18 protein-coding genes are annotated in these 19,978 nt (G+C 34.5%); 11 read left to right on the top strand and 7 right to left on the bottom strand.

Going from position 1 to position 19,978, the window contains the following annotated elements:
- Positions 1–17: 17 nt before the first annotated feature.
- The 3 genes from EG358_RS10850 to EG358_RS10840 all read right to left on the bottom strand — a co-directional run bounded on the left by EG358_RS10850 (position 18) and on the right by EG358_RS10840 (position 3,843).
- Positions 18–623: a DUF2911 domain-containing protein gene (locus tag EG358_RS10850; protein WP_076559383.1), complete on the bottom strand. Its 606-nt coding sequence runs from the start codon at positions 621–623 to the stop codon at positions 18–20.
- Between the two features lie 184 nt (positions 624–807).
- The gene (locus tag EG358_RS10845; RefSeq protein ID WP_076558862.1) at positions 808–2,670 is read right to left on the bottom strand and encodes a hypothetical protein; all 1,863 of its coding nucleotides are present in this window, start codon (positions 2,668–2,670) and stop codon (positions 808–810) included.
- 21 nt (positions 2,671–2,691) lie between these two features.
- Entirely contained in the window at positions 2,692–3,843 is a 1,152-nt protein-coding gene (locus EG358_RS10840; RefSeq protein WP_076558863.1) for an ABC transporter ATP-binding protein, read from the bottom strand.
- Between the two features lie 105 nt (positions 3,844–3,948).
- Here EG358_RS10840 and EG358_RS10835 point away from each other — a divergent pair, with 105 nt between their 5' ends.
- Positions 3,949–4,797, top strand: coding sequence for a hypothetical protein (locus EG358_RS10835; protein ID WP_076559384.1), 849 nt, complete (start codon positions 3,949–3,951; stop codon positions 4,795–4,797).
- Here EG358_RS10835 and EG358_RS10830 read toward each other — a convergent pair.
- Positions 4,794–5,282: a hypothetical protein gene (locus tag EG358_RS10830; RefSeq protein ID WP_076558865.1), complete on the bottom strand. Its 489-nt coding sequence runs from the start codon at positions 5,280–5,282 to the stop codon at positions 4,794–4,796. The two genes, EG358_RS10835 and EG358_RS10830, sit on opposite strands and share 4 nt — an antisense overlap.
- Positions 5,283–5,569: 287 nt before the next feature.
- Here EG358_RS10830 and fucP point away from each other — a divergent pair, with 287 nt between their 5' ends.
- From fucP to EG358_RS10785, 9 genes are all read left to right on the top strand, one after another.
- Positions 5,570–6,850 carry an L-fucose:H+ symporter permease gene (fucP, locus tag EG358_RS10825; protein WP_076558867.1) on the top strand — a complete coding sequence of 427 codons (1,281 nt, stop codon included), beginning with the start codon at positions 5,570–5,572 and terminating at the stop codon, positions 6,848–6,850.
- A 126-nt stretch (positions 6,851–6,976) separates the two neighbouring features.
- Positions 6,977–8,617 (top strand): UxaA family hydrolase, encoded by a 1,641-nt coding sequence (locus EG358_RS10820; RefSeq protein ID WP_076558869.1) that lies wholly within the window; start codon positions 6,977–6,979, stop codon positions 8,615–8,617.
- Between the two features lie 354 nt (positions 8,618–8,971).
- Positions 8,972–9,736, top strand: a complete 765-nt coding sequence (locus EG358_RS10815) for an SDR family NAD(P)-dependent oxidoreductase (RefSeq protein ID WP_076558870.1) — start codon at positions 8,972–8,974, stop codon at positions 9,734–9,736.
- A gap of 175 nt (positions 9,737–9,911) precedes the next feature.
- Positions 9,912–10,763, top strand: coding sequence for a fumarylacetoacetate hydrolase family protein (locus EG358_RS10810; RefSeq protein WP_076558872.1), 852 nt, complete (start codon positions 9,912–9,914; stop codon positions 10,761–10,763).
- Positions 10,760–11,089: an L-rhamnose mutarotase gene (locus tag EG358_RS10805; RefSeq protein WP_076558874.1), complete on the top strand. Its 330-nt coding sequence runs from the start codon at positions 10,760–10,762 to the stop codon at positions 11,087–11,089. The genes EG358_RS10810 and EG358_RS10805 overlap by 4 nt, the downstream gene beginning before the upstream one ends.
- Positions 11,090–11,118: 29 nt before the next feature.
- Positions 11,119–11,943, top strand: a complete 825-nt coding sequence (locus EG358_RS10800; RefSeq protein WP_174565088.1) for an amidohydrolase family protein — start codon at positions 11,119–11,121, stop codon at positions 11,941–11,943.
- Between the two features lie 246 nt (positions 11,944–12,189).
- The gene (locus EG358_RS10795) at positions 12,190–12,972 is read left to right on the top strand and encodes an L-fucose dehydrogenase (RefSeq protein ID WP_076558875.1); all 783 of its coding nucleotides are present in this window, start codon (positions 12,190–12,192) and stop codon (positions 12,970–12,972) included.
- 130 nt (positions 12,973–13,102) lie between these two features.
- Positions 13,103–13,357, top strand: coding sequence for a hypothetical protein (locus EG358_RS10790; protein ID WP_076558877.1), 255 nt, complete (start codon positions 13,103–13,105; stop codon positions 13,355–13,357).
- Entirely contained in the window at positions 13,347–13,640 is a 294-nt protein-coding gene (locus EG358_RS10785) for a type II toxin-antitoxin system RelE/ParE family toxin (protein ID WP_076558878.1), read from the top strand. The genes EG358_RS10790 and EG358_RS10785 overlap by 11 nt, the downstream gene beginning before the upstream one ends.
- Before the next feature lie 49 nt (positions 13,641–13,689).
- On the opposite strand, the gene carB is transcribed toward EG358_RS10785, so the two are convergent.
- The 3 genes from carB to EG358_RS10770 form a co-directional block, all read right to left on the bottom strand.
- Complete coding sequence (gene carB, locus EG358_RS10780) at positions 13,690–16,872, bottom strand: carbamoyl-phosphate synthase large subunit (protein WP_076558880.1); 3,183 nt, start codon at positions 16,870–16,872, stop codon at positions 13,690–13,692.
- 170 nt (positions 16,873–17,042) lie between these two features.
- Positions 17,043–18,128 (bottom strand): carbamoyl phosphate synthase small subunit, encoded by a 1,086-nt coding sequence (locus tag EG358_RS10775; RefSeq protein ID WP_076558882.1) that lies wholly within the window; start codon positions 18,126–18,128, stop codon positions 17,043–17,045.
- A 138-nt stretch (positions 18,129–18,266) separates the two neighbouring features.
- Positions 18,267–19,157, bottom strand: coding sequence for an aspartate carbamoyltransferase catalytic subunit (locus EG358_RS10770; RefSeq protein WP_076558884.1), 891 nt, complete (start codon positions 19,155–19,157; stop codon positions 18,267–18,269).
- A 242-nt stretch (positions 19,158–19,399) separates the two neighbouring features.
- Between EG358_RS10770 and EG358_RS10765 the strand changes: the two genes are divergently transcribed.
- Positions 19,400–19,861: an Lrp/AsnC family transcriptional regulator gene (locus tag EG358_RS10765; protein ID WP_076558886.1), complete on the top strand. Its 462-nt coding sequence runs from the start codon at positions 19,400–19,402 to the stop codon at positions 19,859–19,861.
- Positions 19,862–19,978: the final 117 nt, after the last annotated feature.

Genomic DNA, 19,978 nt, shown 5'->3' with positions numbered 1-19,978 from the left:
TTTTATAAATTTGAATCTTAGCTTTTTGCTTTTGCAGCGTCAGATTCTATTTTTTTAATTTCTTTTAATTTTTCAGCAATTTTGGTTACTGCTTCAGGTTTTGCAGGTTTTAAAGCTACTTCAGCCTGAGCCATATCCCATTTGATAACAAGATTTCCCGAATTTTCATCTGTTGGGTTTAAAGTAATTTCAAACCATTCTTGTTTATCAGCTAATTTATTAACCGGAACTGTAACATCTACAACGTCTTGTTTTGGATCATAAGTATACGCTCCCCATTGTTGGAAATCTTTATTTAAAATAACTTTCCAGTCTTTTTCTGTTGGCACGATAAACAAACCATAAGTTCCTGCTGGAACAGTTTTTCCACCAAAATTAACAGACTGTCCGAATGTGATTTTTGTAGAAGAATTTGCGCCTGCTCTCCAAACTTGTCCGTAAGGAACCAATTCTCCGAATATTTTTCTTCCTTTCACTCCCGGTCTACCGTAATCTACAGAGATTTTTGACATTGAAAACTGCTGTTCTACTTTCTGACGCGGACTTGCTGCAGGTACCGAATAATCTTGTGCGAAGCTTAAAGCCGAAGCCGAAATGCAAACTGCAAATAATAATTTTTTCACTTTTAAAATTTTGTCTAAAATTACAAAATCGAGTTCATAAATCACTTTTTGGGATTGCTAAATTTTGTTAAATTAAATTGATAAGCAAGATCGCAATTAATAATGGAAGTAGTAACAATTCTTAAATTTTAATGAAACAAAAACCTCATAAAAAATATGAGGTTTTAAAATATATGAGAAAAATTTATTCCGGCATTGCTTTCCATTTCTGCAGAATAGCAGTATAAAAATACATGAAAACAAAACCTATTATCAAAATGATATAACTTATCATAAAGCCTAAATCTTCAAAAATATTCGGACAGTTTTGATTAGTATAATCGTAATCTATATGAGTAACTGGTATTTGACATGCCGCTTTCTGATGAATACTGATAATTGCAAAAATTAAAAGCACCAATAGTACAAAACCGTTCAAAGAAATATTAATCAAAACAGATGATACCATTTTGCTGGTCATATTCATTTTCAGTAACGGAATCAATAGAATGACGAGACCGATAAACAAAACAAAATAGGCAACAAAAAACTCTTCCCGGCCTCTGAAAGTAAGTCCGTAAAACACGGTAATCAACGTAATAGATAAGGTTAAAACGCCTGCACTAATCACACTGAAAAGCAATGAACGGAGCCCGGTAATTCTGAAACCGAAAATAAAAGTAGAAAGGAAAAATGCAATCCAGATGTAAATATGTACGTTATCTGAAAAGAAATCATCTTTCTTCACAGAATCTACATTTTTAAGCAGATCTTTCATGTTTTCAGACAGATAGTAATACTCTGTCATATTGTTTTTTACATATTTATCCGGAGCAAGCTGTTGATTGATTTCAGGATTAAATTCTCTGATTTTTATACTGTCCCTAGCATTATCAGTGCTTGCCACAGCAGAATCTACAGCCACTGTTTCTTCATAATACGCATCTTCATCATATCTTGTTTTCCCATCATAATCTTTGATGAAATAACGGACTTCAAAATTTGGGTTATCTTTTGAGTAGATCATAGAAACCCATTTTTTAGCATTCAAATTATTCCTAACGCTGTACGTCTTAGAAATAGAAAGAAAATCATCAAAAAGTTTTTCTAGTTCCGCAGAATTTTTTGAATTTAAAAGTGTTGCCGTTTTATGATTAATATTTGCTTTTTTATTTTTAAGAATATAATCAGGCGAATCTTTATCATAGTAAACAACTTCTGTAGCTCCTACTCCATTATCAAAATCTTTAAAATCATAATCATAAAAAACTTCGGAAAAATTGTAGAAACTTGGCTGAGTTGTTTTAATAGATGATGAAAGATCTACAACATCTTTTTTGTAATAAAAGGTTTCAAATTTTTCTTGTTCGTCAGAATAAGCGGGCTGTATTTTTTTAGAATATTCAGGATTGGGAGGAATAAAATTCCCTCGCTTATCTTTTTGATGAGATTTCTTTGAATACAATGAATAATACTGATAAACTCTGTTGTAGTACACAAAAAACTTTTTGTTTCGGTCTATTTTCTCAATATTATTTTCACAGTACAAATCGAAGAAAGGCTTTGGAAACAATCTGTTCTCTAAAGTATAAGACTCTATATTTTGAGAAAGAAAAGGGGCAGTTCGGTTGATGATATCAACGTTTTTTGCCATTTCCTGATCAGGATATTTATTATTGATAAACATTCTGAAACCCGTCATGTACGAGAAATAAAATGTGGTACACGAGAAAATGATGATAAAATACTGCACAAACTGACCAAACAGTTTTCCTTTGGAAGTAGGATAAAAATTCTTAAACGCATTATTTTTAAGCATCATCAAAAGCCAGCCTACAATAAGTAAAATAGAAATAATAAGATGAATGAAAATAACACCGTTTCTGAAATAATCATCTTTTACAGAATATTTCTGAAGCGAAACAGGATCAATATGCGACAGATAACCGATGATAAAAAAGACAATATGAAAAACGAGAGCCGCCAAAAGCATCCATACAATTTTAGTATTCCAGATTGTAGGATATCTTTCGAGCAAATATTGATTAAATTTATTGAGTTTTTGCATTTTAATTTGAATTAAAAAAGATTAATTAACGAAAAACCTTCTCGTAGAAGACGAGATATTTCTGATGTAAATAATTTCTGCTTTTGCATTTCCGAGAGCTGAAATCACTTCATAAAACTGAGTTTCAGTGGAGAAATAAGCGACATAAACACCACCGTTGAAGTTCAGTTTTTCCAGTTTGAAATCTTTAAAAACTTCGAGCAGTTTATCGCGACTTTCATTAGTATCAATTTCTATGATTAATTGGCTTTCTTCTTCGCCATTCGCATCAGAATTGTCTTTATATCTTCCATTTTTCAGAAAAATTACTTTATCTGAAATCTTTTCTACTTCGTATAATTGCTGAGAACTTAAAATCAAAGCAATCGGATGATTTACCGAATTGGCAATCGATTTTAGATCCTCCAGAATTACCTGCTGCGCCAAAACATCAAGGTTTGCCAAAGGCTCATCCAATAAAAGAATTTCGGGTTTTCTTAGAAGTATTCTCGCCAATTCAAAACGCATTTTGTAACCGGATGAAAGTTCGCTCCATTTCAGATGTTTGTAATTCCACAACCCGAGACGAGCAATCATCATCATCGTTCTGGTTTCGTTTTCTTCAGCAGAAACACCATGATTTGAAAGAACGAATTTCAGATTATCTTTCAGACTTCCGTACCATTTTTCGGTTCGTTGCGGAATATAAACTAACTTTGTTCTAAGATCGTAATCATTTTTTGATTTTTCATTGAAAGAATAGTTTAAACTTCCATCATTAAATGAAATTTCATTCGCCAAAATTCTCAGCAAAGTCGTTTTACCATTTCCATTTTCTCCTACCAAACCATAAACCTGTCCTTTATTGATTTCCACAGAAACCGGACCGAGCGAAAAACGGTTGCTGCCATAAGATTTTACAATATCTTTTGCTTTCAAAACAGAGTGTTCGGAAACATGCTCTTTTACCTGAACTTTTTCAATTTTGGCGAGAAGATTTTTCGAATTTTCAATCAATTCATCGATAGCGTGATTGTGAGTTTCTTTCCAGTCTGTCAAATCAATCGCTTCTTTATAAATCGACATATCCTGAGTGTCGATCGCGCAATCTAACAGTTTTCTGAACCCCAAAACGGTATCTTTATTATCAAAAAAATGGTAGACTTCGGTGACTCTTTGCTGATGTTTCGTCATTTGGTTTATTTAATTTAACCGAAGATAATTATTTTTAAGACAAGTTATATCTAAATGCCGAGAAAAAATTATTCTATATTTGGGGATCTTTTTAAGAATCAAAAAATGTTTAAGAAGTTTAGCTGTTTAGCCATTGTTTTATTGAGTTTAAATCCTTTCAAAGCTCAGGAAAAAATTCCATTCAGATTAACGAAACACAATAATATCATTGTAAAAACTTTGGTTAATGATAAAGATTCGCTTCACCTGATGTTTCAGATTGCGATGGAAGATGCTTCAATTTCTCCCGAAAGAATCAGAAAAGCAGATCATATTAAATTTAAGGATGAAATAAGTGATGGAAATACAATAAAAATTGGTAACAAAAAGTATGAAGATATAAGGTTTTTCGACAATGAATTTACCGGTCACGAAGCCGACGGAAAAATAGGAACCGGAATTTTTAAAGACAAATATTTTAAAATCGATTACGATAATAAAGAGTTTGTTACTTATGACGAAGAACCAGATTTAAAGGATTATCAACCGATGAATCTGTATGTGAAAAACGGGCAGTTCTACATTATTGCAGATAACGTGGTTGAAAATAAACAACAGGAGGCTTATTTTCTTCTTCAGTCTGGATATTCAGGCGGGTTGCTGTACAGTAACGAGTTTGCAGAAGCCAATAATTTGAATGGAAAGCTGAAAATTACAGGCGAAAAATCAATGAAAAATTCTGCCGGACAAATTATCACAACGAAGCAAGGAGTTTTACCCTTTCTAAAAGTCGGAAATATTATATTAAAAAATGTTAGCGCAGGATTTTTCACAGGAGACCTCAAAACACAGCACGCAAATTATTTTGCAGCCGATGTGATGCGAAGATTCAACTGGATTTTTGACAAAGACAGAAAGATGGTTTACATAAAACCAAGTACGTATTTTGACGAACCTTATTATAAGATTAATTAACCCATTCCGGCCATAATCGACATATAGTAATTGGCGCAATGCAGAGAATTCAACAGCAAAATATTTTTATTGTTTAAGCTTTCAAATATGGAAGTGGTTGTAATTTTATACCCGTAATTCAAATTGTTCCATTTAAAATTAGGCTTCATCATCAAAAGTTCACTTCCTTTTTGGTCGGTAAGCACAAATGATTCGTTGAAAAAACCTCGATGTTTGAAAATGTAACTTTTCTCATCATCAAAATATGTTTCTATAATAATATTGCTGCCCCAATTAATCGTAAATTTGAGAAGAACTTTTTTCCCATCAAGAACTTCAACAGTTGTCCCCCAAAAACCTATTGGTTCAACCAGATATTTAGAATTTGAAATTTCAATTTCAGCATTGAATTTAAACCAGTTTTTATAATTCAACGTTGCGATTTGTATTCCGTCTTTTGTTATTTTAAAATCGGTGTATTTTTCTGCGATAGCCAGATATTCCATATTTGTGTTTTTATGAATCTTGAAGATACATTTTTTCTGGTATTAAATTGTAATAATTTAGTTTAAAACATAAAACAATATTGACAGATCAATAATAAATCAGCACCATTTCAAACTATCTTGTACTATCCTGCCCTATTCATTTTTTATTCGAAAAATTATTATACTTTTAAAAAGTCGAAAAAGATTACCGTTTCAATTTCGAAAAATCAAAAGTTTATAATCACTTGTGCAACCGATTGCTCACACATTTATAAACTGCAAAAAATTAAAACAAGACCAGATCAATGAACACCAATAATCCTGAAGATACATTTTCTTCATTATCAAAAAAAAGAAATTACGGTTTTCCGCTTATTCTTATCACGAGTTTGTTTTTCTTTTGGGGTTTTATTCATAATCTTGATCCGATCTTGATTAAACACTTACGAAGTGCTTTCCAACTCAATCATTTTCAGGCTTCGTTGGTAGATTCATCTGTTTTTGCAGCATATTTTTTACTGGCAATTCCCGCCGGAATGATTATTCAAAAATATGGTTACAAAACCGGAATTTTGGTAGGTCTGTTCTTTTTCGCGGCTGGATGTTTTATGTTTGTTCCGGCTGCCAACACAATCAGCTATCCGTTTTTTCTGGGGGCTCTTTTCATATTGTCATGTGGCCTTGCAATTCTTGAAACCGCAGCAAACCCGTACATCACCGTTTTAGGTGCACCCGAAAAAGCAACCCAGAGATTAAACTTTGCACAGTCTTTTAATGGTTTGGCAGCTTCTATTGCTCCTATCGTTGGTGGAATTTTTATTCTAAGCGAAGAACCAAAATCACAGCAAGAACTTTCCGGACTCGATCAGGCAGCAAAACTAGTCTACATTCATGCTGAAACTTCACTCGTAAAAGGACCTTACATCATATTGGGGTTGATCATTTTGCTGGTTATGTTTTTATTTTTATTCGTAAAACTACCAGAAGTAACGGAAAGTAAAGAAAAATCAACAAAGAATTTTCTGCAGGTTTTAGGTGTGAAGAATGTTGGATGGGGTGTTCTTGCTCAGTTTTTTTATATCGGTGCACAAATTTATGTCTTCAGTTTTCTTTTGGTTTTTGCGGAAGACGCAATTAATATGAAAGGTCAGGATGCAAAATATTATGCAGGTGTAGCAGGATTTTTATTTATGATCGGTCGTTTTGCAGGAACTTTTTTCATGAAGTATATTTCACCCCAAAAATTATTGAAAATCTACAGTGTCATCAGCATTGCTCTTACGATTTGGGTTATTTTCGGATCAGGAATCTCGACATTGTATGCATTGGTAGTACTCACTTTCTTCATGTCCATAATGTTTCCCACTATTTTTGCTTTAGGGATTGAAGGTGCCGGTGCAGAAACAAAATCTGCATCCAGCTTACTAATAATGTCAATTGTAGGAGGTGCAATTATACCACCGATTGCAAGTAAAATCACAGATATTTCAGGAAATATTCATTTCTCATATATTGTTCCTTTACTCTGTTTTATCATTGTATTTCTGTTTTCATTAAGATTTAAAAATAAAAAATCTTCAATATAATTATGATTAAAATTACTATTAAGAACATTTGTGATCTTCCTTGAGCAGTGCCTTTGCGAACGAAAAATATGCAGAACAATATTAACAAGAATCTTTGCGCTCTTTGCGCTAAAAAAACAGATTAAAATGAGCAATTTAATTTTAAAAATAAATCATAAAGACAATGTTTTGGTCGCTTTGCAGGATATTCCGGCAGAAACCGAAATCATTTTTGAAGGAGCTACTTATACAACTTTAGAAGCAATCCCCGCTAAGCATAAATTCTTTATGAATGACATGAAGCAAGGCGATGAAATCTTTATGTATGGCGTTTTGGTCGGTAAAGTACAGTACGATCTCGCAGCGGGAACCCGAATGACGACAGATAATACTAAACACGCTGCTGAACCTTACTATTACAGAGATGTTGATTATCACTGGACAAGACCTGATGTGTCAAGATTTTTACATAAAACTTTTAAAGGATATCACCGTTCCAATGGCGATGTTGGTACGGCAAATTACTGGCTGTTTATTCCCACGGTATTCTGTGAAAACCGTAATCTTGATATTATTAAAGAATCTCTTTATGACAATTTAGGGTATGCGGTTGATGCAAAATACAAAGACTACACGCATCAATTAGTTGAAGCCATTTCTAAAGGCGAAGATATTGATGATCTTAATTTTTCACCTTCAAATATTCCTGCAAAAGAAAGAGTTTTTAAAAATGTAGATGGTATAAAGTTTCTCAATCACACAGGCGGTTGCGGCGGAACAAGACAGGATGCGGATACGCTCAGTAAACTTTTGGCATCGTATGCAGATCATCCCAATGTTGCAGGAATCACTTTGCTAAGTTTGGGTTGTCAACATCTTCAGATCGATAATTTTAAAAAAGATTTATACAACAGAAATCCTGATTTTGATAAACCTTTACTTGTTTTTGAACAACAAAAAGCGGTAAGTGAAGAAACGATGATCAAAAACGCTATTTTTGAAACCCTGAAAGGACTTTTAGAAATTAATAAATTGGAACGTGAAGACGCTCCAATAAGCAAACTTTGTGTCGGTGTAAAATGTGGCGGAAGTGATGGTTTCAGCGGTATTTCAGCGAATCCGGCTGTAGGACATCTTGCCGATATTCTTTCGGTTTTGGGCGCCAAAGTTTTATTGGCAGAATTCCCGGAATTGTGTGGTGTCGAACAGGAATTAATTGATCGTGCCGTAGATAAACCAACCGCAGAAAAATTCATTAAACTGATGACAGAATATGATGAACTAGCTCATGAAGTCGGTTCAGGATTTTATATGAATCCATCACCGGGAAATATCAAGGACGGACTGATCACAGATGCTATAAAATCTGCAGGAGCAGCGAAAAAAGGAGGTTCTGCTCCTGTTGTAGATGTTTTGGATTATACTGAGCCTGCAACAAAACCTGGATTGAGTTTGGTTTGCACTCCTGGAAATGATGTGGAAGCGACCACCGGAAAAGCTGCTTCGGGAGCAACTTTAATTTTGTTTACTACAGGTTTGGGCACACCAACAGGAAATCCGGTTTGTCCGGTTATCAAAGTCGCTACCAATACTGTGTTGGCAACGAAAATGTCGGATATTATTGATATCGATACAGGTGCCGTTGTGCGTGGTGAAAAAACCATTCAGGAAATGGGAGAAGATATTTTAGATTTCTGTATCGACGTTGCCAGTGGAAATATCATTCCTAAAGCTGTTGCATTGAATCAGGATGATTTTATTCCTTGGAAAAGAGGTGTGAGTCTTTAATGATGTGTAACTTAAATTTTTAACGCAAAGATTTCATTTTAACAATGAAAATTTAAGGAGCAAAGAATATCGACCAAGTCGATTAAGCTTGAAAAAGAGACTGAATTTAATTTAAATTTACATAAGCCTATAAAATTTAAATATGTACCATTTAACAGAAAGTTTGATTATTAAAATGAACATTGAAGAGACAGAGAGTATCTAACAATTCGAATTAAGCTAGACAAAATTTTGCTTTAGCTTAAAATCAATTTTATTGATTATTCTTTGTTCCTTAAAGTCAGCATCATCAAAATAAAATCTTTGCGTTAAAATTAGACGTTATCAAATAAAATTTAAACAACAATTATAAAAATGTTTTCATTAAAAAATAAAAAAGCCGTAGTAACGGGCGGCGGAAGCGGAATTGGGCAAGCAATCGCGGTTCAGCTTGCAGCCAATGGTGCAGAAGTTCATATTCTCGAAATTACAAAACAAAACGGACAAGAAACGTTGGAAAAAATACAATCCTTCGGAGGAAATGCTACGGTTTATGCCTGTGACGTTTCAAAGCAGAAAGATGTTTTAACAGTTTTCGATCAAATCGGAGAAATCAACATTCTTGTAAATAATGCCGGAATTGCGCACATCGGAAAAGCAGACACGACTTCAGAAGAAGATTTCGACAGAATTTATAACGTCAATATCAAAGGTGTCTACAATTGTTTGTTCGCTGCCATTCCACAGATTAGAAAATCAGGTGGTGGTGTTATCATTAATATGGCTTCCATTGCCGCATTGGTCGGAATTCCTGACCGTTTTGCGTACAGCACGGCTAAAGGTGCTGTAAAAGCAATGACGATGAGTGTTGCAAAAGATTATATTAATGAAAATATTCGTTGTAATTCTATTTCTCCGGCGCGTGTACATACGCCTTTCGTGGATGGATTTTTAAAGAATAATTATCCTGATAACATCGAAGAAATGTTTGAAAAGCTGTCGAAAACTCAACCAATCGGAAGAATGGCTCAGCCTGAGGAAGTCGCTTCTTTAGCACTTTACCTTTGCAGTGATGAAGCTTCATTTATCACCGGTGTAGATTATCCTATTGATGGTGGTTTTACCACTTTGAATAATTAAAATCTGTTTAAACTTTGTGAATTTTCGCAATTTTTAAATATTTGACTGCAATCCTAGCCCTGATAGAAACGGCATCCTTTTTTGGGATTGACGGAGCAAAGCGGAGACGATCACAAAAAAGATATAGTGAATAGCGGGAAAAAGCTCCTCAGAAATTAATAAAATGTAAAATAATATGAAATTAATAAAATTCGGAAAACCTGGACAAGAAAAACCGGGAGTCATTATTGACGAAAAAAGATACGATGTTTCTCATTTGATAAAAGATTATGATGAAAACTTTTTCTCAGGTGATGCTATAGAAAATTTAAAATCTGAAATAAATACTCAAAATTTACCTGAAGTTTCTCTTGACGAAAGATTGGGTGCACCTTTGGCCAGACCTTCCAAAATCATCTGTGTCGGACTGAATTATAAAGATCACGCTGCAGAAACCAATGCTCCAATTCCGGAGGAACCTATTTTATTTTTTAAGGCTACGACGGCAATCGTTGGTCCAAACGATGATTTGATCATTCCTAAAGACAGTACAAAAACCGACTGGGAAGTTGAGTTGGGAATTGTCATTGGAAAAAAAGCAAGCTATGTTTCTGAGGAAAATGCGCTTGAACACGTTGCAGGATATGTTTTGCATAATGATTATAGCGAAAGAGCATTTCAGCTGGAAAGAAACGGACAATGGGTAAAGGGAAAAAGCTGCGATACTTTTGCGCCAATTGGACCTTTCATTGCGACGCCTGACGAAATTGAAGATGTTCATAATTTACGTTTGTGGTTGAAAGTTAATGGACAAATTCTGCAAGACGGAAATACTTCCAATCTAATTTTTGATGTTCCTTTTATGATAAGCTATATCAGTCAGTTTATGACTTTGCTTCCCGGGGATGTTATCAGTACAGGAACGCCTGCCGGGGTCGGTTTAGGGCAAAAACCTGAGCCTTGGTATCTGAAACCGGGTGATGTGGTAGAATTGGGAATTGACGGTTTGGGAAGTAGCACACAAAAAGTAAAAGCGTACGGAGAATGAAAAAATTCTGTCTTGCCTTAGATTTGATTGATGATCCTGAATTAATTGCGGAATACGAAAAATATCATCAAAATGTTTGGACTGACATCAAACAAAGTATTTTGAATTCCGGAATTGTAAATATGGAAATTTATCGTGTTCAAAACAGATTGTTTATGATTGTTGAGGCTGATGAAAATTTTTCTTTCGAAGCTAAAAATGAAGCGGATGAAAAAAACGCAAAAGTTCAGGAATGGGAAGAATTGATGTGGAAATTTCAACAGCAATTACCCAATTCTAAACCAGGTGAAAAGTGGCAGTTGATGGACAAAATATTTTCATTATAAATTTCATTTCAGAAAAAAAATAATTAAATATGATTATTGATTCTCACGTACATTTTTGGAAATTTAATCCGGTTCGCGATGCATGGATTACGAAAGATATGGCTGTAATCCGAAAGGATTTTCTGCCGGAAGATTTTTCTTTATACTTAAATGAAAATAGCATTGATGGTTGCATTGCGGTTCAGGCGGATCAAAGCGATGAAGAAACGGCTTTTTTGGTCAATTTAGCTAAAGAAAATCCTTTTATTAAAGGTGTTGTTGGCTGGATTGATTTAACTTCCGACAAGCTTGAACAGTTACTTCACAACTATCAATCTGAAAAATTGATTAAAGGTTTCAGACATATTGCAGAAGGGGAAGAAATCGGCTTTTTATTACAAAAAAGTGTACTCAACGGAATCGCTTTGCTTCATCAATATAATTGTACTTTTGATATTTTATTGAGACAGGATCAGCTTTCTGATGCAGTAAAACTTTCGGAAAAATTGCCCAATCAACCTTTCATTTTGGATCATTGCGGGAAACCAGATCTTAAAACAAATCATTTAAAAGACTGGAAATCTAATATTTCAGAATTGGCTCAAAACCCAAATATCTATTGTAAAATTTCGGGACTTTTAACTCAAGGAAATTGGAATACGATTGATGAAAAATCAATTTTTGAAATTTTGGATTTTATTTTTTCACAATTCGGAATTAAGCGTGTAGTTTTCGGAAGTGATTGGCCAGTTATGTTATTAGGTGGAAATTATTCTTTGTGGCTGGAATTGATTTCAAAATATGTAAGTCAGTTTTCAAAAGAAGAACAGGAACTTTTTTTCTCCGGAAATGCAGTGAAATTTTACAAATTATAATTTTTTATTACCGCAAAAGTGACAAAAGATTAACACATTAATTATTTTAAGTTTATCATTTAAATGTTAAAAAGAAAATATAAGTTTTAAAAATCTTCGATTTATATTTTGAAAATTTTATACATAAAAAACTTTGTGGTCTTTGCTAAGTAGAACACCTTTGCGAACTTAAAAACAATTAGTAGTTAAAAAAAATCTTTGCGACCTTTGCGTTTAAAAAGCTTTTAATAAAATTTAATTCAAATTATGAACTTACATCTTGATCATAAAATAATCATCGTAAGCGGCGGTGCAAAAGGCATCGGAAATGCCATTGCAAAAATCTTAGCCGAAGAAAATGCGTTACCAATAATCATTGGCAGAAACGAAGACGACAACAAAAAAGCCATTCAGGAAATCCAGAATCTTGGAGGAAAAGCTGATTTTGTGACCGCTGAACTTTCCCAACCCGATGAATGCAAAAAAGCAATCGATGAAGTTGTAAAAAAATATGGCAAAATAGATGGAATTGTCAATAATGCTGGTGTCAACGATGGTATTGGTCTGGAAAACGGTTCGTATGAAGGGTTTCTTGCATCATATCACAAAAATGTAGTGCATTATTATCTTTTGGTGCATCATGCACTTCCCTATCTTAAAGAAAGCAAAGGTTCCATTGTAAATATCGGCAGCAAAACCGCAGAAACCGGACAAGGCGGAACTTCAGGATATGCCGCCGCCAATGGTGCGCGAAATGCTTTGACAAGAGAATGGGCGGTAGAGCTTTTGCCTTACAGCGTTCGTGTAAATGCTATCATTGTTGCTGAAGCATGGACACCACTTTATGAATCGTGGATTTCTACATTTGAAAATCCCGAAGAAAAACTGAAAAGTATTACTTCAAAAATACCATTTGAAAAACGAATGACAACTTCGGAAGAAATTGCTAATATGGCTGCGTTTCTCCTATCAGAAAAATCTTCTCATACAACGGGGCAACTGATTCATGTGGATGGTGGATATGTGCATTTGGACAGGAATTTGGGGTAAATTTAAAGACTATCTGTTTATGTTTAAAGTCATCATTTTCAGATTTTAAATTTATTTTAAATGAAAATTTGAATGTGACAAAAATATTCTTCAATTAAAATTTTTATTAACTTTGATAAAAATAAGACCAATGAGTTCTAATACGTTACATATCATCAATCAAAAACTAGAGAATGAACCGGAGGAAATTCTCAAACAGGTTTTAGGATATTTAGACGGAATTCTTGAAAAAAAATCTCAAAAAGATTGGTACGAACATAATCTAAATTACCAATTAACAGATGCGCAAAAACGTGAATTGGATGCAATGGAAAATTTGAAGGATGAAGATTTTATGCCTATTGAAGATTTTTTTGCTGAAATGAAAGCAAAGTATGGCGTATAAAATTATAACCAATCCCGAAGCTAATAGAGATATTGTTAATTCTTTCGAATATTACAAAAATGTTGCTGGAAAAAAAGTAGCAAACAGTTTCTTTAAAGACTTTAAATTTACTGTGAACAAACTCCAAAAGGTTGCTTACTTTCAAAAAATCCATAATGATTTTCATCGTTTACCATTGAGAGTCTTTCCTTTCATCATTATTTATAAAATTGAAAAGCAAATAGAAACAATCAAAATTTTCAGAGTTTTTCACACCTCGCAAAATCCTGAAAAATATCCATAAAAAAAGCGGAAGATTGTTCTCCCGCTTTCGATTTATCTCAATCTGAAAACTACATCGTTTCCATCTTAAAGCTCATGCTTTCAATCACTTTCAAGATTGCTTCAACTGTATCCATCGATGTTAAACAAGGAACACCATTTTCCACACTCATTCTTCTGATCTGGAAACCGTCTCTTTCAGACTGTTTTCCTTTGGTCATGGTGTTGACAACGTATTGAACTTTTCCCTTTTGAATCAAATCGATTAAGTTGACGCTTTCCTCTCCTATTTTGTATCCAATTTTACAAGGAATTCCTTGTTCTCCGAAAAATTTTGCAGTTCCTTCCGTTGCCCAGATTCTGAAACCAACTTCATGGAATCTTGCTGCCAGATCTGCCGCTTCTTGCTTATGTTTATCAGCTACTGTAAATAGGATTGAACCATGCATCGGAACTTTTCTTCCCGCTGCAACCAATCCTTTGTAAAGCGCTTTTTCTAAAGTTGTGTCTTTCCCCATCACTTCTCCTGTAGACTTCATTTCTGGGCCTAAAGAGATGTCAACTTTCGTTAATTTTGAGAAAGAGAATACCGGAACTTTTACAAAAACACCTTCTTTATTCGGAACCAATCCGTTTTTGTATCCTAAATCTGTCAGCTTTTGGCCTAAAATAGCTTTTGTAGCTAAATTTGCCATCGGTACTTCCGTAATTTTAGATAAGAAAGGAACTGTTCTTGATGATCTTGGATTCACTTCAATCACATAAACATTTCCTTCAAAAAGAACGTATTGAATATTCATTAACCCAATCACTTTCAAACCTTTAGCCAATCTTTGTGTATAATCTACCAAAGTATCAACTTCACTTTGAGAAATATTCTGTGGAGGATACACCGCAATTGAGTCTCCGGAGTGAACTCCCGCTCTTTCGATATGCTCCATAATTCCAGGAATGATTACCGTTTCACCATCGCAGATAGCATCCACTTCAATTTCTTTTCCAACCATGTATCTGTCGACCAAAACAGGATGTTCCGGACTTGCATCTACTGCGAATTCCATGTAATGAGAAAGTTCTGCTTCGGTGTAAACAATTTCCATTGCTCTACCTCCCAAAACGTAGCTTGGACGAACCAATACCGGATAACCGATTTCATTGGCAATTTTTATCGCTTCTTCTTTTGATGTTGAAGTTTTTCCTAAAGGCTGAGGAATTCCCATTTCCTGAAGGGCTTTTTCAAATTTATCTCTGTTTTCAGCTCTGTCTAGATCTTCCAAAGAAGTTCCTAAAATCTGAACTCCGTGAGCTGCCAGTTTATCAGCTAAGTTAATCGCTGTCTGTCCACCGAACTGTACTACAACACCTTTTGGTTTTTCAAGCTCGATAATATTCATTACATCTTCTTCCGTTAAAGGTTCGAAGTATAATTTATCTGAAATTGAGAAGTCTGTAGAAACTGTTTCAGGATTGTTGTTGATGATAATCGCTTCATAACCCATTTCTTTGATTGCCCAAACCGAGTGAACCGTTGCGTAATCAAACTCAACACCTTGTCCGATTCTGATTGGCCCAGAACCTAAAACGATGATTTTTTCTTTGTCTGAAGCTACACTTTCGTTTTCTTCTTCATACGTTCCGTAGAAATATGGAGTTTCAGATTCAAATTCAGCAGCGCAAGTGTCTACCATTTTGTAAACCGGCATTACTCCGTTTTCTTTTCTGAAATTGAAGATTTCACGTTCTTTTACATCCCAAAGAACAGCGATATTTACATCTGCGAAACCTAATTTTTTAGCCTGAATTAAAGTTTCTAAATCAAATTTATTATCAGCAATAACTTTTTCGAAATCAATTAATTTCTTGATTTTCCAGATAAAGAATTTGTCTATTTTACTCCATTCCACGATCTGTTCCCAGTCGTAGCCTCTTCTTAAAGCATCACCGATGATAAATAATCTTTCGTCATCACAAACTCTGATTCTTCTTTCGATTTCTTCTGCAGTAAGTGCTTCTGCCTGTTTTGTTTTTAAACCAATATGTTTAATTCCAGTTTCAAGAGAACGAATCGCTTTTTGTAAAGATTCTTCGAAATTTCTTCCGATTGCCATTACTTCACCCGTCGCTTTCATCTGAGTTGATAATCTTCTGTCTGCCGTTTCAAATTTATCGAATGGGAATCTTGGGAACTTCGTTACCACATAATCTAAAGCCGGCTCAAAACAAGCGTAAGATGTTCCGGTAACCGGATTCATGATTTCATCTAACGTTAAGCCTACCGCAATTTTTGCAGCAATTTTAGCAATCGGATAACCAGTTGCTTTTGATGCTAAAGCTGATGAACGGGAAACCCTTGGGTTAACCTCGATGATATAATATTCGAATGAATGTGGGTCTAAAGCCAACTGTACGTTACAACCACCCTCAATTCCTAAAGCTCTGATGATTTTTAACGAAGCGTTTCTCAACAGTTGATATTCTCTATCAGAAAGTGTTTGAGAAGGTGCCACAACGATTGAATCACCAGTGTGAACTCCAACCGGATCTATATTTTCCATGTTACAAACCACAATCGCATTGTCGTTTGCATCACGCATTACTTCGTATTCAATTTCTTTGAAACCTGCGATTGATCTTTCAATCAAACATTGAGTAACCGGACTATATTTTAATCCTAATTCTGCAATTTCTTTTAATTCAGCTTCAGTAGCAGCGATTCCACCACCTGTTCCGCCCATTGTGAAGGCAGGTCGAACAATTACAGGATACCCAATTTCATTAGCAAAACTAATTGCTCCTTCCACCGTATTTACGATATCAGATTCAGGAACCGGTTCGTTCAATTCTCTCATCAATTCACGGAAAAGATCTCTGTCTTCCGCTCTGTTGATTGCTGAAAGCGTAGTTCCAAGAACTTCAACTTTACATTCTTCAAGAATTCCTGATTTTTCCAATTCTACCGCCATGTTCAAACCTGTTTGTCCACCAAGAGTTGGTAAAAGCGCATCTGGACGCTCTTTTCTGATGATGTGACTTACAAACTGAAGTGAAATCGGCTCGATGTAAACCTTGTCAGCGATTTCAACATCTGTCATGATCGTTGCAGGGTTTGAATTGATCAAAATTACCTTGTAGCCTTCTTCTCTCAAAGACAGACAAGCCTGCGTTCCCGCGTAATCAAATTCCGCTGCCTGACCAATGATGATAGGTCCTGAACCGATTACTAAAATTGTTTTTATATCTGTACGTTTTGCCATTTTATATTTTAGATTAAAGAATCAAGAGCAAAGAGCCAAGATTCTAAACTTTATATTTTTTACTTTTTATCTGATTTATTTCGGCCTTTTGTCATTCCGTAGGAATCTAAATTTTCTTTGTAGAGATTCTTCACTGTGCTTTCGCTTAGTTCTGAATGACAACTAACTTCTTACTGACTCTTCTTATTCTTAAAATCTTCCATTAAATTAATGAAATCATCAAATAAGTAGTTTGCATCTTCAGGTCCTGGGCTCGCTTCCGGGTGATACTGAACTGAGAAGCAAGGGTGAATTTTATGTTTCAGACCTTCATTTGTTCTGTCGTTCAATGCGATATGCGTTTCTATTAAATCTGTTTCTTTAAGGCTTTCCTGATCAACTGCATACCCGTGATTTTGAGAAGTGATGGCCACTTTATTTTTCTCTAAATCTAAAACTGGATGATTTCCTCCTCTGTGACCGAATTTTAATTTGAAAGTCTTTGCTCCACAAGCTAAACCTATTAATTGATGTCCTAAACAGATTCCGAAGATTGGAACTTTTCCTAACAATCCACGAATCATTTCTAATGCTTTCGGGTTATCTTCAGGATCTCCGGGACCGTTTGAAAGCATAATTCCATCAGGATTCATTAATAAAATGTCTTCAGCTGTTGTATCATGTGAAACTACGATAATGTCACAATTTCTTTGAGATAACTCTCTGATAATTCCTAATTTAGAACCAAAATCCACAAGTACTACTTTAAACCCTCTTCCTGGGTTTGCATAAGGCGTTTTTGTAGAAACCTGCTCCACCTGATTGGTTGGGAAAGTCGTTGATTTTAATTCTGAAACGATTGTATCATTTTCAGCATCAGCATTTACGATTTTTCCTTTTACCACTCCAGAGTTACGAAGAATTCTTGTCAGTCTTCTCGTATCAATTCCTGAAATTCCTGAAAGGTTTTTCTTTTTAAATAATTCATCTAAAGTAATCTGAGTACGGAAATTCGAAGGCAAATCACAAAGCTCTTTTACGATAAGACCTTTGATAGCAGGCTCTATACTCTCATAATCATCCCTATTAATCCCATAGTTTCCGATAAGCGGATAGGTCATACAAACAATCTGTCCGCAATAAGACGGGTCAGAAATCAGTTCCTGATACCCTGTCATTCCGGTATTGAAAACTACTTCTCCTGCAGTTTCCAATTCTGCTCCGAAACCTTCTCCATGAAACACTTCACCGGACTCCAGTATTAATTTTTTCTTCATTTTCTTTATCTCTTTATTCTTTTTTACTTTCTATTTAATTCTTTAACCACCCCGTCAAAAATTCTTTGAATTTTCGCCACCCCTCCAAAGGAGTGGAATTTTGTGGATGCTTTTAACTTTATACTTTTTCCTTGGCTCTTACTTAAAGCTAAACCCTTGTCCTTCCAAAGCTTCTTTTAAAATTGCCATTCTTGCGAAAACACCGTTCTGCATTTGTTTGAAGATTCTCGAACGGTCGCATTCCACCAAATCTGTATCAATTTCAATTCCTCTGTTAATTGGTGCAGGATGCATGATAATAGCTTCTTTTTTCATTGCTTTTTCTCTTTCTTTTGTCAAACCATATTTTTTGTGGTAATCTGACGCAGAAAAGCTCATTTTTGCATCGTGTCTTTCATGTTGGATTCTTAATAACATCAAAACATCAACTTCTTTAATTAATTCATCAACAGAAAGATAAGTACCGTTAATTAAAGCACCTTCGTCAAACCATTGTTCTGGGCCTGAGAAGTACACTTTTGCACCTAATCTTCTCAAAGCTTCTGCATTTGAGTTGGCAACCCTGCTGTGTTTTACGTCTCCTACAATTCCTATTTTTAGACCTTCGAACTTTCCAAATTCCTGATAAATCGTCATTAAATCCAGCATACATTGTGAAGGGTGGTTTCCTGTACCGTCTCCTCCGTTGATTATAGGAATATTGATATTTTTTAATTCTTCAAAATATCTATCTTTTTTATCTCTAATTACGACTAAGTTTACTCCCAAACTTTCGATTGTCTTTACCGTATCATATAAATTTTCACCTTTATTAACAGAACTGTTTGAAGCATCAAAAGGAACGACCTGTAAACCTAGTTTTCTTTCGGCAATATCAAAACTTGTTTTGGTTCTCGTACTGTCTTCGAAGAAAAGATTTGAACAAAAAATTTCCCCTTCAATTTTGGCGGTTTTTCCGTTTGCAAAAGCCAATGCTTCTGTTACTATCCTATTGATTCTCTCGGTGCTTAGTTCTGTAATCGTAAACATAATATCTTAATTTTTTACAAAAAAAAAGCGAAGAAAATATCTTCGCTTAAAATAAATAAATATCGTAAAGGGCGTCTACGCCCGGTAATTCTAATGATATAAATACTGTGTTATTCATTAGGTGCAAAGATATAACATTTCAACGAACTGACAAAATCAAAATTCCATTAAATTAAAAAACTGCATTCTTTTTTTATTTTCATATTTAAATCCTATTTTTGTTTCAAACTCAACCCTATTATATGGATTTAAAAGACAAAATGATTCTCAGTATTATTCAGGAAGACTCTACTTATTCTGTAAAAGAAATTGCAGAAAAGATCGGTCTTACCTTTACTCCGACGTATGAACGTATCAAACAATTGGAGAAACAGGGGATTATTGAGAAATATGTTGGTCTTTTGAATCGTGAAAAGCTGGGTTTAAATATTGTTGTTTATTGCAATGTTCGACTAAAAGAACAATCACAAAAAGTTCTTGAAACATTCGAAAAAAACATCGGAAAACACGATGAAGTTCAGGAAATCATCAGCCTTTCCGGCGAATATGATTATATGTTGAAAATCATTGCAAAGGATATTAATTCTTATAATGAATTTGCTGTCAATATTATATCAAACATTCCAAATATCGGGCAATACCACAGCTCGATTGTTCTTCACGAGGTTAAAAAATCAACTAAGTTTAAAATTGATTTAGGTTAAAATATTTAAAATTGAACCATTAAGATTTTTAAAGTAGTTATGGTTAATTAAGAAAATCTAAAGAATTTTTAAGCATTGCGTCATTATTCGTCTGCGAATCTTAACTATTCTTAATCC

It is taken from the genome of Chryseobacterium indoltheticum (genome assembly GCF_003815915.1).
Taxonomy (GTDB): Bacteria; Bacteroidota; Bacteroidia; order Flavobacteriales; family Weeksellaceae; genus Chryseobacterium; species Chryseobacterium indoltheticum.
Note: the sequence above shows the minus strand (reverse complement) of the source record. Positions and strands in the feature narration are given on the sequence as shown.